General features: G+C 40.4%; 13 protein-coding genes. 5 read left to right on the top strand and 8 right to left on the bottom strand.

Annotated features, from left to right (window positions below):
- Positions 1-169 precede the first annotated feature (169 nt).
- Positions 170-865 (top strand): potassium channel family protein, encoded by a 696-nt coding sequence (locus B4U84_RS17075; RefSeq protein ID WP_131119644.1) that lies wholly within the window; start codon positions 170-172, stop codon positions 863-865.
- A 92-nt stretch (positions 866-957) separates the two neighbouring features.
- Here the strand turns inward: B4U84_RS17075 and B4U84_RS17070 are convergent, their stop codons facing one another.
- Positions 958-2,034 (bottom strand): tetratricopeptide repeat protein, encoded by a 1,077-nt coding sequence (locus B4U84_RS17070; RefSeq protein ID WP_131119642.1) that lies wholly within the window; start codon positions 2,032-2,034, stop codon positions 958-960.
- A gap of 659 nt (positions 2,035-2,693) precedes the next feature.
- Here B4U84_RS17070 and pirA point away from each other — a divergent pair.
- A complete protein-coding gene (pirA, locus tag B4U84_RS17065; RefSeq protein ID WP_131119640.1) occupies positions 2,694-3,092 on the top strand; it encodes an arginine synthesis PII-interacting regulator PirA in 399 nt (132 codons plus the stop codon).
- A gap of 19 nt (positions 3,093-3,111) precedes the next feature.
- Here pirA and B4U84_RS17060 read toward each other — a convergent pair whose 3' ends face one another.
- From B4U84_RS17060 to B4U84_RS17045, 4 genes are all read right to left on the bottom strand, one after another.
- Positions 3,112-3,759, bottom strand: coding sequence for an HAD-IA family hydrolase (locus tag B4U84_RS17060; RefSeq protein WP_017310295.1), 648 nt, complete (start codon positions 3,757-3,759; stop codon positions 3,112-3,114).
- 302 nt (positions 3,760-4,061) lie between these two features.
- Entirely contained in the window at positions 4,062-5,255 is a 1,194-nt protein-coding gene (locus B4U84_RS17055; RefSeq protein WP_131119638.1) for an NAD(P)/FAD-dependent oxidoreductase, read from the bottom strand.
- Between the two features lie 149 nt (positions 5,256-5,404).
- Positions 5,405-5,716 carry a ChaB family protein gene (locus tag B4U84_RS17050; protein ID WP_131119636.1) on the bottom strand — a complete coding sequence of 104 codons (312 nt, stop codon included), beginning with the start codon at positions 5,714-5,716 and terminating at the stop codon, positions 5,405-5,407.
- A gap of 463 nt (positions 5,717-6,179) precedes the next feature.
- Complete coding sequence (locus B4U84_RS17045; RefSeq protein ID WP_017310292.1) at positions 6,180-6,698, bottom strand: universal stress protein; 519 nt, start codon at positions 6,696-6,698, stop codon at positions 6,180-6,182.
- Between the two features lie 1,003 nt (positions 6,699-7,701).
- Here B4U84_RS17045 and B4U84_RS17030 point away from each other — a divergent pair.
- From B4U84_RS17030 to B4U84_RS17020, 3 genes are all read left to right on the top strand, one after another.
- Positions 7,702-8,214, top strand: a complete 513-nt coding sequence (locus tag B4U84_RS17030; RefSeq protein ID WP_016861634.1) for an inorganic diphosphatase — start codon at positions 7,702-7,704, stop codon at positions 8,212-8,214.
- 91 nt (positions 8,215-8,305) lie between these two features.
- The gene (gene panD, locus B4U84_RS17025; RefSeq protein WP_017310289.1) at positions 8,306-8,689 is read left to right on the top strand and encodes an aspartate 1-decarboxylase; all 384 of its coding nucleotides are present in this window, start codon (positions 8,306-8,308) and stop codon (positions 8,687-8,689) included.
- Positions 8,690-8,700: 11 nt separating this feature from the next.
- The gene (locus tag B4U84_RS17020; RefSeq protein ID WP_017310288.1) at positions 8,701-9,621 is read left to right on the top strand and encodes an MBL fold metallo-hydrolase; all 921 of its coding nucleotides are present in this window, start codon (positions 8,701-8,703) and stop codon (positions 9,619-9,621) included.
- 174 nt (positions 9,622-9,795) lie between these two features.
- Here the strand turns inward: B4U84_RS17020 and B4U84_RS17015 are convergent, their stop codons facing one another.
- The 3 genes from B4U84_RS17015 to B4U84_RS17005 all read right to left on the bottom strand — a co-directional run bounded on the left by B4U84_RS17015 (position 9,796) and on the right by B4U84_RS17005 (position 13,160).
- On the bottom strand, positions 9,796-10,875 hold the full coding sequence (locus B4U84_RS17015; RefSeq protein WP_017310287.1) for an anthranilate phosphoribosyltransferase family protein: 1,080 nt from the start codon (positions 10,873-10,875) through the stop codon (positions 9,796-9,798).
- Positions 10,876-10,951: 76 nt separating this feature from the next.
- Positions 10,952-11,890, bottom strand: a complete 939-nt coding sequence (locus B4U84_RS17010) for a LysR family transcriptional regulator (RefSeq protein WP_017310286.1) — start codon at positions 11,888-11,890, stop codon at positions 10,952-10,954.
- A 175-nt stretch (positions 11,891-12,065) separates the two neighbouring features.
- The gene (locus tag B4U84_RS17005; protein WP_131119630.1) at positions 12,066-13,160 is read right to left on the bottom strand and encodes a HEAT repeat domain-containing protein; all 1,095 of its coding nucleotides are present in this window, start codon (positions 13,158-13,160) and stop codon (positions 12,066-12,068) included.
- Positions 13,161-13,605 lie beyond the last annotated feature (445 nt).

The raw sequence follows: 13,605 nt of genomic DNA, 5'->3' as shown, positions 1-13,605 counted from the left end.
ACGCGTAGACGCTCGTAAGAGCGGCTTCAAGGTAAGAATATCATCGCGTCTCTAATGACAAATGACTGATAAAATATAAACCACCAACTAAAAAATAACGCTTTTGAATCTTTCCACATCAATAAACTTTATTCTCTCAACATAGGGAACATTTACAAAGGACACAATTGTGAATCTGTCATCGTTAGGTTTTTTTCGTAGTTTGCATAAAGACAATCATCAATTTGCTGTAGTTGGCTTAGGTAGATTTGGGCGTGCTGTCTGTGCAACACTTCATAAATTGGGATATCAAGTGTTAGGAACAGATATTGATGAAAAGCGAGTATCTGATGCTTTAACAGATCAAATAGTTGGTCATGCTTTACAACTAGATTCAACAGAACCAGCAGCACTAAAAGAAGCAGGTATTTTTGAGTTTGATACAGTAATCGTCGCCATTGGAAATTACATTCAAGAAAGTATCATCACCACCCTCAATATGAAAGAAGGAGGTGTACCTCATGTAGTAGCAAAAGCTTCTAGTGAAGTTCACCAGAAACTACTGCTACGAGTGGGAGCAGATCATGTTGTATTTCCTGAATATGAAGCAGGATGTTCACTAGCGCGATCGCTCACTAAACCATCAATCTTAGAACGATTTGATCTCGACCCAGATCACAGTATTGTAGAGTTAATTGTTCCAGATGAATTTCATGGAAAAACGATCTCCGAATTACAGCTGCGTAATCGCTATGGCTTAAATTTATTGGCAGTAAGTCACGATGGGAAATTTCAAATAAATCCTTATCCAACCCAACGTCTAGAACGCGGTTCCGCAATTGTAGTCATTGGTTGCAACAAAGACATAAATCGTTTACCAATTTAAAAAGCCATCTTTCCTCTTAGTGTCTTAGTGTCTTGGTGTTTCAAAAATAATTTTTTCAACACCAAGCAAGGCACATAGCTAACTACTAACGATCACTGCTTCAACCCAGGTGATGGTTCTAAAGAAAAAGGTACTTCTTCGGGATTGATTTCCTCTGGAGTCGGGATATCACTTGGGTTCGCTTCTGTATCCATAGGAGTGTCTGGGTTTAACAAGTCGTCTTGGGAAGCTTGGCTAACTTGCGGTTGCTTGGATTCTTGCATCTGTGCAACTTGCTGCATTAACTGCTCAATCTTGTTAGCTCGCTCTGTGTTATCCTGTTGACGATATTGATTACGCGCCCGCTTAAAAGCACTGCTGGCTTTTTTGAACTCGCCTTGATTATAGAAAGCTACTCCCAAGTTGTAGTAAACATCAGCATTATGGGGAAGGCGTTTAATAGCTGTTTGATAGGTAGCGATCGCTTCAGATGTTTGACCTTGAATGGTCAATAGGCTGCCCATGTTATTATAAGCTACGGCGTTGTCAGGATTCAGGTTGAGGGTTTGACGATAAGCTGCGATCGCTTGTTTTAATTTTCCTTGCTCTTGGAGAGCGATCGCTAAGTTAAAGTAAGCATTAGCATTGTTGCTATCTAAATTTACTGCTTGGTTATAGGCTGCGATCGCTGCTTCTGGTTGTCCTTTTTCATATAATGCTAAACCCAAGTTATACTGAGCATTTGCCATCATCGGATTGATAATTAAAGCTTGACGATAAGCAGTAATCGCGGCTTGGGCTTGTCCTTGTTTATGCAATGCCAAACCCAAGTTATAATAAGCTTCGCCCAAGTTGGGATTGAGTTTGATCGCCTCTGCATATTCTTGTGTTGCAGCATCAAAACGATTTTGCTGCAATAAAATGTTACCTAAATAATTATGTGCAGAACCAATACTGGAATCTAGCTGCAAGGCTTGACGAAACGCATATTCTGCACCTGCTAAATCTTTGTGGTGATAGCGCATCACTCCCTGTTGAAAGTAACTCGCTGCTTCCAAATTCTGAGAAACAACATTCTGCGCTAGCAGCTTGTTTCCTGGTAGCACCAACACCAAAAAAGCGGAATAACAGAAGAAAATTACCTTGTAAGTATCGGAAAACCACAGACTAGTTTGATATTTTTGAGACATGTTCGGCAGACCTGTACTGATAGCTAAATCCTCATAAAGTCAGATTACCCAGTACATAGAGCAAAAATGAATGTGTAACAAAATTTCTGATTTTGGACTATTTAGCATCTAAATTGTAGAGGAATAATAATTAATTTTTTATGCGATTTTCTTGACTTTTTCACAAAAGTGTTACAATAAATACAGAAATAAAATCGTTCATCTCTTTAAGACTGTGATACCACATTGTGTCTTGATCAGGTAACTTATCTGGTTAACAGAAAAAACCAAAATGTTTGTAGTGAGGGGAGCATACCAATTTTTTCAAAATACCGCAAAGCAAAGGGTTTAAACTTTGCTAATAGCGCAAGTCGTCTTTATACGACTTCATAAAATCAAACAGTCTGCTTAAGCAGACTTTGACTATAAGACTGCGATTTCAATCGCAGGCGTTTTTTTGAACATTTGGGATGCTCCCGTAGTGAGCGCTTAAGCGATCAACTAAGCACGAAAAGTGCCTACTACGAGCTACTTACAAGCCAATGACCAAATGACGCTTTTGATTACATTACAGCGAATGGGGGAAATCACCTTAAGAGACGGAAGTAAGGAGATATCCTGAAGGAACGCGCCTCTATTTAATTCCAACCTACAAAACAATTAAAACCGAGGCGAAGCAAATGAAACTAACCTATCGCGGCGTAGATTATGAATCTCATCCCCTAGCTGTAGAAACGATTCCAGGGGAAATTAGTGGTAAGTATCGTGGTCAGCAATGGAGACGTCATTATCCAAGACACATTCCTACACCTCAACCAGTAGCAGAGTTGAAGTATCGCGGCGTAGCTTATTGTGTTGGTGATCCTCTAGATATAGAAGCAATGAAACTAGGCAGACAACCGCAAGCGATCGCCACTGCAAACACAACACAAAAAACAGGGCAAGAATTAGCAAATACTCATCTTGCCCATATCCGGAGTAATTTAGAATATCGCCTGCAAGTAGCCAGACAAAAAGGTGATCAAACTCTGATTCGTCTGTTAGAAGATGAAGCAAGACAAATAATGGTTGGTAGTTAGGTAGAGGCGCTTTGCATCTCTACTTTTCGCGATTTATCCAAATACCTCGTAATCCAGCTGCTTTTGCTGCTTGATAGTCTTCTGCAACACTGTCCCCAATGTGCCATGCGGCTGTTGGTGGACAGTTATGTTTCTCCAAAGCAATAGTAAAAATTTTGGGGTCTGGTTTGGCTGCACCTGCTTGAGTAGAAATGGTAACGGAATCGAAATAGTCTCTGAGTTCTAAAGCCTGTAATACAGAAAAGATACGAGAATCAAAGTTTGATATTATTCCTAGTTCTATACCCATCTTTTGCCAATTTGTCAAAGATGGTAAAACATCAGCATAGACAAACCACGGTTCACCTGTGCCAAAGTGAATATAAACTTCGCTAAAAAAAGCTGAAAAATCAGAAAATTTCTCTAGAACACCTGCTTTTTCAAAAGTATCGGAAGCAATACGAAGCCACCACTCAAATTCCCACTGCGGGATATCTTGCGCTTGTGCGGTTGCAAATACAGGTGGTGGTGCAGCTTTCAAGCTTTGGGCAAAGGTTTTGTTCAAAGTTTCAGTAGAAACTTCGACACCAAATTCTCGTGCGATTTGACTATAAACTTCGCCCACACTGCCTTTGACGCCGAAGAGAGTGCCAACTGCATCTAAAAAAATAACTTTCGGTCGTTCCATCAACCTATAACTATTTTGGATTTTAGATTTTAGAGAAATAATGTATTCGGTGCGAAACGCAATGTCTTACGACAAAACGATAGGCGTATTTTCAAGCTGATTATCTCACAGATTGCAATCTGGAGTTAAAAATATTTTGCCCAAATTATAATATTTAGCCTGTATACACAGACTAAGTTTATCTAGCTGGGGTAGCGCGCTTGCGGGTGTTGTACCCTTTGTAGCGACTACCGTTTACCTTGAAAAGGTATTAAGCAGTTTGAAAACACAGACTAGGACGTCTACGTTCAATACACCATCTATTATTTTGATAATGTTTCTATAATAGGACGAGCGAGCCAGTTAAAACCAACTTTGAGTTTATGATCTAGAGTTGGCATTCGATACAGATAGGCTAGACGACGGGCTAGATAAGCCAAAGAACCCTCTAATTTGATGCCTAATCCACTCAAAGTCGCGTTGTCTGTTCCCAATGCCATCATCTCACCTAAATATTGGTAGCGGAATGGAATTTGAGGACGATGAGTCAGACTTGCCCAAATATTCCAAGCTGTGTAATCGGCTTGTTGAAAAGCTGCTTGGGCTGTAGCGGGGATTAGTTGTCCTTCCGCATCGTAAGATTCTGCCAAATCTCCCAAGGCGAAGATTTCTGGATGATCAGGGACTTGCAGAGTTGGTGTAGTCGTAATTTGCCCACGTTGATTTTGCTTTAAACCAAGATTTCGGACTACAGGTGAGACTCGCGTTCCCACTGTCCAAATTACTAAATCTACAGGAATAGTATCTATTTGACCTTTGTATTCCAGAGAAATCGTATCTTGGGCGATCGCTTCTACTTTGGTTTCTAGGTCAATAAATATACCTCGTTCTTCTAGGGCTTTTCTAGCGGCTTCCCGGTTAAAATCTGGCGAGGTTCGCAAAATTTGGTCAGTAAGTTCTATTAACCGGAAGCGTCCTCTTGAGCCAAGTCTGTCTGCTAGTTTACACGCTAACTCGACACCACTGTAACCAGCACCAACAATTGCTACTCGAATTTTATCTGTGTCAGAGTCTTCTAATACTCGCAAGCGTTCTTCTAAATGGTAAGCATCAGCAATTGTACGGAAAGGATAAGCATAAGAAGTTGCACCTGGTACGATATCCAAAGGCGTTTCGCCACCCAGCGCCAACACCAAGCGATCATAACCAATTTCCGGCCCATCCTGTAAATGGACTCGTTGCTGTTCTATGTCAATTCCCGATACAGCAGCTTGATAAAAACGCACACCCGTATCTTTTAATAGTTCCGCAAAGGGAGGCGCAATTTCCCAGGTTTGCAGTTCTCCAGTTAGCAGTTCGTAAAGAAGGGGAGAAAAAACAAAGCGATCGCTTTGATCTACTAAAATTATTTCGGGTTTGGGTAACGATTCCCAAGGTAACTGACTCAGCCTCAAAGCTGTGTAGAGACCACCAAAGCCTCCACCCAGTATACAGATTCTTGTTTTATGTTCGCTCATTTTTCTAATGGGCAATAAATCCCAGTAGGGCAACTTCTATCAGTTTAATAATTAATTCTAGAATTTTTCTTAATAAACAGTATGAAATTCAATAGGCGGTTTGCGCCAATCACAAACCGCCTTCGGTCTAATATCTAGTGAGCAACAAACTAATTACCACCAGAAGTGACAGCTTTATAATGTTGGGCAGTAACTTCACCTTTAGAGTGCCATTTACCGTCAGCGCCTTTTTCGTATTGATTTTTCACGCTATTCCAAGCAACTTGGCGAGCGCCCTCTTCGCTTATACCATCACTTTGGGCAGCTTTGAAAGCAGCCGCAAAAATTTGTTGGGCTTCTTGAGGTAATTCTGCTTTAATTTCTTCAGTTAAAACCCCAGCATTATTATTTTTGCTTTCTGCTGAAGTTTGCTCTTCATTATTATTTTGATTTTCTGATTGCTCGACGTTGATATCAGTCATTAGTCCACTCCGAATATGATCTTATCTCAAATTAGTCTTGACTTCATCGTAAAAACTCAAAGACTCATTCTCCTCTTTCTGTAAGCATAGATATGAGTTAGTCCACAGTAGTAATTGCAGAAATTGAGTTTTCCTGTTGTCATTCAGTTTTGGGAATAGTCTCAAAGTTTAATGACATCAATATCAAGATCAATGAGTATCAATATAAGGTTGCAGAACTAATGCGATCGCTCCTACAACTACGAACCCTAACGTTACCCAAAATAGCATCAAGTTTAGTCTCATAAAGTTTTACCTCCAAAGCATCTATAAAATTTTGAAGAGCAAACATTTGCAATTATTCAGATGCTATGAAGGTAAAAGAGTCTTTTTCTTCTTTCTAGAGAAGGGTGTCTTTAGAAAGAAAAAGTTTCAAAAACACACAAATAAATCATACCTTTGGTAGAAGTTAAAGTGTACTTACTTAAGTTTTTGCAGTTAGCTCATTTGGTTCAATTGCATGAATTAATCCTTGTACTGTCAAAACAGAGCAAGAAGCATGATGCAGAACATAATTACTAACACTACCAAGGAAAATTTCACTCAGACCTCGACGACCTCGACGACCAACTATGATTAACTCAGCTTCCCAATTTCGGGCTACTTCACAAATCACTCTACCTGGTTCACCAAAATTTTGGGTATATTCAGTTGTTACACCTTTGGCGATCGCTTGATTAGAAAAAATTTTTAAAAATTCTATACCTTCTTGCTTAAGTGTTTCCCACCGACTCATGTAGTAATTTACAGCTTCCGAGTGAAAACTTGGATAAAGACTATCTGTTTGTAAAGCTATAGAACTTGGGTAACTTTCATCGAAAGGATCAAGGACATGAAGCAACATCAAACGAGCATTGAGTTTTTGTGCTAAAGCAAGAGCTTCATCAAAAACGTATTGTCCAATTTCAGAGTTGTCTATACCAACCAAAATTTTCTTAAACATACTAATTGTTCCTTACTTGAAAACAATGTATAAGTTTTTACGAAACAGAACTTACGCAAGATGTGACCGAAAACCTTATTCTTGCGTAGAGGTAATTCATGAATTACCTCTACTTTCGTTATGTTTTGCGTAAGTCCTGCGAAAATAACTTTCATGAGAAACGCTATTTAGATTTATTAAGATTCAAAGTGCAATTGTTACTTTTCGCATTTACAACTATATAAAATTAATTTGAGGATCTTGTGAAGAACGAACCGTGAAAACAAATATAGATATCAGGTTTGGTTGGGTGAACTTATCTTATCAAGATCGGGAACGGAGAATAGGGAACTCTGAATATAAAACTGAATTTTCAACGTAGAGAGCAGGCTAAACCAACAAAAATTAAATAAGATTCCTACAGTAGATAACCAAATTATATTTATTCATCTTTACATTTGACAAAATAGATAATCGCTCTAAGCTTGAGACAGATTACATAATATTTAAACTATTTAAATATTATTCACCTAATTCTTATAGTAGGTAATGATTATGGATAAATAAACAAATGATTTTGTAGTTTGTTTTTTCGTAATCAACATAATTTAAACTATTTTTTCAAAAAACTATGAATTACTGCCCTTGCTGTTCCAGCCCTCTTTTGTTACATATACGTGGATCTGAAATATACTGGTTTTGTCGTCATTGTTGGGAAGAAATGCCTGTGCTGAACTGGGAAAATCACATTTCATCCTCTAAGTTATTAGTGAAAGATTTAACTCTTTGTGCTGTTGCTTCATCAAGTCAATAACTCGCTCTCCCTTCCCTATTCCCCGTTCCCCTTCGCCCCTAATCCCCACTCCCCCAAAGGAGTGGGGACCCCTACCTTCCCCTTTCCCCATCCCTTTGAAAGTTTGATCCTTTTTCCCTATTGGGATATGTCCCTCTTGGCCCTAAAATTCTACACGGGGAGCCAATCAAGGCTTGACCCGTGTATTACCATTATCTCAGGAGTTTTATTGTGGACTTATCCCTTATTCCCCCTCAACCCAAACCAGGTCTCATTAACGTTCTGATTGAAATTACAGGTGGAAGTAAAAATAAATATGAGTATGACAAAGAGCTACAGGCTTTTGCTCTAGATAGAGTACTTTACGCATCAGTGCAGTATCCATATGACTATGGCTTTGTTCCCAACACATTAGCTGACGATGGCGACCCACTTGATGGTATGGTGATCATGGACGAACCTACCTTCCCAGGATGTGTAATTGCCGCCCGACCTATTGGTATGTTAGAAATGATAGACGGTGGCGATCGCGACGAAAAAATCCTTTGTGTACCTGACAAAGATCCTCGCTATACCAACGTCAAATCAATCAAAGACATAGCCCCACATCGGTTAGAAGAAATAGCAGAGTTTTTCCGCACATATAAAAATCTGGAAAAAAAAGTTACAGAAATTCTTGGTTGGCATGATGTTGATAAAGTGATGCCTTTAGTGGAAAAATGCATTCAAGCTGGTAAAGGTTAGAAGGGATCGGGGATCGGGGAAGGTGGGGCCCCACCTTCCCCGATCCCCAATCCCCAATCCCCAATCCCCAATCCCCGATCCCCTACAATCAATGCAGCGCACACTTCTTTTAGCAAAAATTCACAACTGTACAATTACAGCAGCAAATCTCAACTACGTAGGTAGTATCAGTATAGATCGCATGTTGATGGAGAAAGCTGGTATTTTGCCTTATGAGCAGGTACAAGTAGTAAACAGTACTAATGGTGAGCGCTTTATTACTTATGCGATCCCCGCTTCAGAAAATTCTGGGGCGATTGAACTAAATGGTGCAGCAGCACGTCTAGGCATGATAGGCGATCGCTTGATTATAATGACTTACGGGCAGTTTACTACAGAAGAGTTAAAAAGTTACTCTCCAACTGTTGTCATTGTGGACGCAAAAAATTGTATTTCGGAAATTCGCTACTACGATGACCTGCTCAGTAAGACCTAATAGCAAAAAAAATGTCACATCTTGAGCAGTCATCATCCCAGATATACATAACTCAAAAGCAAGTTACTCGTACTCAAGTCTCTAATCACCAGGGAAAATTCCTAGTGCAATTTTGGGGTGTACGGGGTTTAATTCCCACTCCAGATAGCAGTACAAGCCGCTATGGTGGTAATACCGCTTGTGTAGAAATGCAGTTAGCCAACAAACACCTTGTTTTTGATGGAGGAACTGGTTTACGTATACTTGGTAAAAGTTGGCTAAAACAGCAACAACCACTAGAAGCTCATTTATTTTTTACTAACTCCCAATCAAATCGGATTCAAGGATTTCCATTTTTTGCGCCAGCATTTATTTCTGAAAATAGTTTTCACATCTATGGAACAGCAGCTTCAAATGGAGCTTCAATCAAGCAATGTTTATATGACCAAATGCTGCTACCACACTTTCCTTACCCGTTACAAGTAATGCAATCTGAGTTGCAGTTTCACAATTTTCATCCGGGTAAGATAGTAAAGCTAGATGATGTCACGATTACCACCGCCCTAGTAAATAAAATCCAAAAGTCTATAGGTTATAAAATCAGTTGGCAAAATTATAATGTTGCCTATGTAACTGATTTACCCAAGGAAGTTGATCCTACTGAGCAAGAAAACATCATTCAGCTAGTTCAAGATGTTGATTTGCTGATTACTAATATCAGCACTCCTTTGAGCTTCCACAAAACTGACTCTGGTAATTCACATTGGCAAACAGTTGTGGATTTAGCTAATGTATATAACATTAGGCAAATTGTTTTTTCTCACCATCACCCAGACGATTCTGACGATTGGCTTGATCAGGTGCAAATAGAAATTGCATCTGCTTTTCCAAAAGCCCTAATAGCCCGTGAAGGGTTAATTTTGGATGTTGGTCAACCGATTTTGGATTTTTGATTTTAGATTTTGGATTCACGAGGTACGGTGGCGTACTCTAAGAGAAGCCACGTATAGCGGGTCTACGCGTAGCGTCCCGGAGGGAGTTACCTGCGTCGCCACATTGAGTGCCGTCCCCACTGATAAACGTGTTTAATTATACCATGTTCGGAAGTATAGGTCAATAGTCAATTGTTAGCAGCTTGGAATTATGAACTGTGGACTTCTGTTTATCAATACTTTGGTTACTTCTTGAAGTTTGACTGCTACTGCACCAGTTGTCAGTAATTCTTTTGCTTTGGCGATACCTGATTGCATATCTGAGCAAATACCAGAACGCCACAGGTAAAACCCACCGTTCCATAAAGCTGTTTCCATGAGTTCACAAGATATACCTTGCAATACACCCTGCATATCTGCTACTAGTTGTTCAGTAGTATCCAAGGGTACATTTTTGGTAGTAAAGCCATAGTCGCGGGGCGCCAAATGCAATCTATCTATTTGATTGCTAGTTGCAGGTGTTAACAAACCAATAATCGCGGTACGATCGCGTGGTAAATCACAACTACCTTCTAATCCTTTAACAGTTGTAAAATTAGTTACTCCTCGCCGAGTCAAAGCATCTTGAAACATCGCTTCTGTGGGAGGATGAACAAACCCCGACACAATGTGAGCATTGCCAGCATAAGGACACCAAATTAATTCCATGGTGGCAAAGGGCGGGCGCTTACCTATTTGATCACGGTACTCCCAAATACTTTGCGTTAATGGAAAATGCTGAGGCTGATAAACAAAACCAATACCCGTCTCCTCAAGCACCTGTTGAGTTTTTTCCAAGGTTAACCCAGTCCAATCAACCCCCAAACCCTGCCAAATTTCTACCAAAGGTAAACCATATTTAGTTGGTAAGCGATCGCCCCCATGCATTACTACTGGTTGTCCAGCAGTAGCTAAGATCAACGCCGTGATCGGGCTAATCGGTGCTGTGCGGCTTCTGCCATCATAGGGTATACCCAAAACTATAACTGGTTTTACAGAAGATATGGGTGTTAGTTTTGGTCCTAGTTGATCATAGGCATCTAACATCCCTGCTAATTCTTCTCCGGTCGGACGTTTAATGCGGTGAGCAATCAGAAAAGCACCTATTTGGGCTGGTGTCGCTTCACCCAACAGCATCATCCTAGTAGCAGTAGCAGCTTCCTCACGAGTCAAATTTTCTCCCGTGTGATTACCACTACCAACCTTTTTCAGTAAATCCCGAAATGTATTGCTCATAGTTGTCAAGTGTCAAGTGTCAAGGGTCAAGATTTTGACTTTTGACTCTTGACTTTGGACTTTGGACTAATTTTATCTAACAAGCGGATTTCTCTAAAGGAACTTGTGGTGGTACATTGTCCCTCACTAACTGCCAAAAATGTAAGATAGGAGGAATTTGCAAACGATCTTGAGTTGTCACCATCACCACTCGACGAGTCAGATTGGAGTTGTCAGCAGAACCATTACTAGCCAAAGGACGAACAGCTAAGGTGGGGTCTTTACGTGCTTCTACCAATGCTGAATTAGGCAGCAAAGCGATTAATTCTCCTTGACGCACTACTCCCCGGAAAGCGTCTAAAGTGTTGACTTCTAAAACCGCTCGGAGTGTAGCTTGCAGGCGCTCAAATCGATCTTGAACAAGACGTTGCATTCCATAACCATCTTTAAAAACTACTTGTGGATAACGAACTAACTCAGACCAAGGAATGCGTTCATACTGGGCTAGTGGATGATTGGCCGCGATCAGGACTTCTATTGGTTCATCATATAAAACTTCTACCACCATTTCTTTACCCGCAGTTAAAAAGCGATTATTCATCACAATCGCCATATCTACTAGCCCATCTTTGAGGACTTTTAAAGCGCGATCGCTACCCAAGGATGTCACCCGCAGTTGCACGTTTGGATAATCGTGACAAAATTGTTGCAATACTGGTGGCAAGTAATAAGCACACAGCGAGTGAATTACTGCTATACATAACTCAGGCTGTTTTCCTGCTACTAAATCTGCTATCTCATTAGTTGCTGTTTGCCACTCTTGGCAAATTTTACGCGCACGAGGTAGCAACCGTTCACCAGCCAAAGTCAGCTTTGCTTGACCAGTTCTATGAAATAATTCCAAACCCAAATCTGCTTCCAGTGCCTGGATTTGGCGACTGATAGTCGATTGAGTAACACTACATTTTCTTGCTGCCCCTTGGAAGCTACCAGTGTCCGTGATCGCTAGAAAGGCTTGCAACTGCTCTAGTCGCATGTGGATGTAGCCTGAATTACATTTATGAGTGAAACTAACTTAACGTATTTTTAGCAATATTTTAGTAGACTTTGTTACATCTATATTTTGTATTAGTAATCAAAACAACAATTATAGTTATTGGTTGTTGTTAGCCATACCCAATGCCCAATGCCCAATCTCCAATGTCCACTCCTCACTCCCTGTTGAGATCCAGATTCTTCAGTGCTGCGATCGCATGTAGTCTGACTCGTTCATCTGTATCTTCCGCAAGAGCAATTACAGCTTTTTTAGCTTCTATTCTGCCTAATTGTCCCAGAGATAAGGCTGTTACTCCTCTAAATGCTACATTTTCCAGTGCTGGGTGCTGTTTTTGCAGCACAGCCAATAATATCTCTGTTGCGATTGGGATTAACTGTGGTTGTTTGATTCTTCCCAGAACTGTTACGATTTCTTGACACAATGCCACTGATTCTAATTGATTAAGCGCTGTGCCAAGATATTCCAAGCTGGAGGGTATTTCTATCCAGCTTAAAGCATGGATCGTTTCGATTTGCAATTTTATTGGTGTGTGGGGCGACACCAGTACTTGAAATAAAAATTGACCTGCATTGTCACCACCCATACGCGACAAAGCAACTGCGGCCGTACAACAGACTTCCAGATTAAAGTCATAGAGTCTAGGTTGCAATTTTGTGACTAAATCTAATGTGTCGCGTAATTCTGGGCGGAAGCTCAAACCTAATATAGCTTCCCGCCGAACCGGGGCAGCAATATCATTTAACGCCTGTAGAAGTACTGGTGGTATACGTTCATCATGAAAGCTGCTCAGGGCTTCAATCGCAGTAGCGCGAACGGCTACAAGTGGATCGTCTACCACAGTTAACAATGGTGTAATAACTTCTGGGTGGCGAATTAGGGAAAGCGATCGCACTGCTAACAAGCGCGTTTCATCATCTGTTAAAAGTTCACTTAAAGCAGCAATCGCAAGGGTACCCATTTGCCCGAGTACCGATACTGCCATTGTTGTCAGTTCTTCATCTGCTTCGGTTTTCAGTAATTCTATCAGAGCAGAAATTGCATCTGGGTGGTGAAATTCTCCCAAAATTCGTGCTGCATACCAGCGCAATTCTTCTTCGAGTTCTTCATCTGTCAATATCTCTATCAATTGAGGAATCGCGATCGCTCCCAAATGTTTAAATACCTTGGTGATCTCCCATCGTTGCTGAAAATCTCCCATTAGCAAAGCAGAGAGTGCTAATTCCAACTGTTCTTGTTGATTTTCTATCATTTTTTAAATCTTTATTTAGCCTGAGTACGCCATAGGGCGTCTTCCGTGAAAACAATCAACACCAATTAACAACTAACAAAAAAATACTGGCGATCGCTTGTATCTAAACGCTTTACGACTATATTTTCGTGACATTTCATGCATTTAATGCATGTTTTTAATACATTTTGTACATATTTGCAGATAATTCGTAACAAAGTATACGATTTTTATGTTTTTGCAACTTTAACCTAAGTACATGTGAATCAAAATTGCGATTCAGTACTCAAAAAGAATTGACCAACTAACCACATATCTTAGTTATTTGTCATTTGTTATTTGTCATTTGTCAGGGATAGGAAACAGGAAATAGGGAGTGTGGGGAGTATGGGGAGTAATGTAGAGACGCGATTCATCGCGTCTGGGAGTGTGGGGAGAATAACTGATGCCCAATGCCCAATGCCCA

The sequence above is a fragment of the Westiellopsis prolifica IICB1 genome (assembly GCF_004323185.1).
GTDB classification, from domain to species: domain Bacteria; phylum Cyanobacteriota; class Cyanobacteriia; order Cyanobacteriales; family Nostocaceae; genus Pelatocladus; species Pelatocladus prolificus_A.
This window is presented reverse-complemented; position numbering and strand designations above follow the sequence as displayed.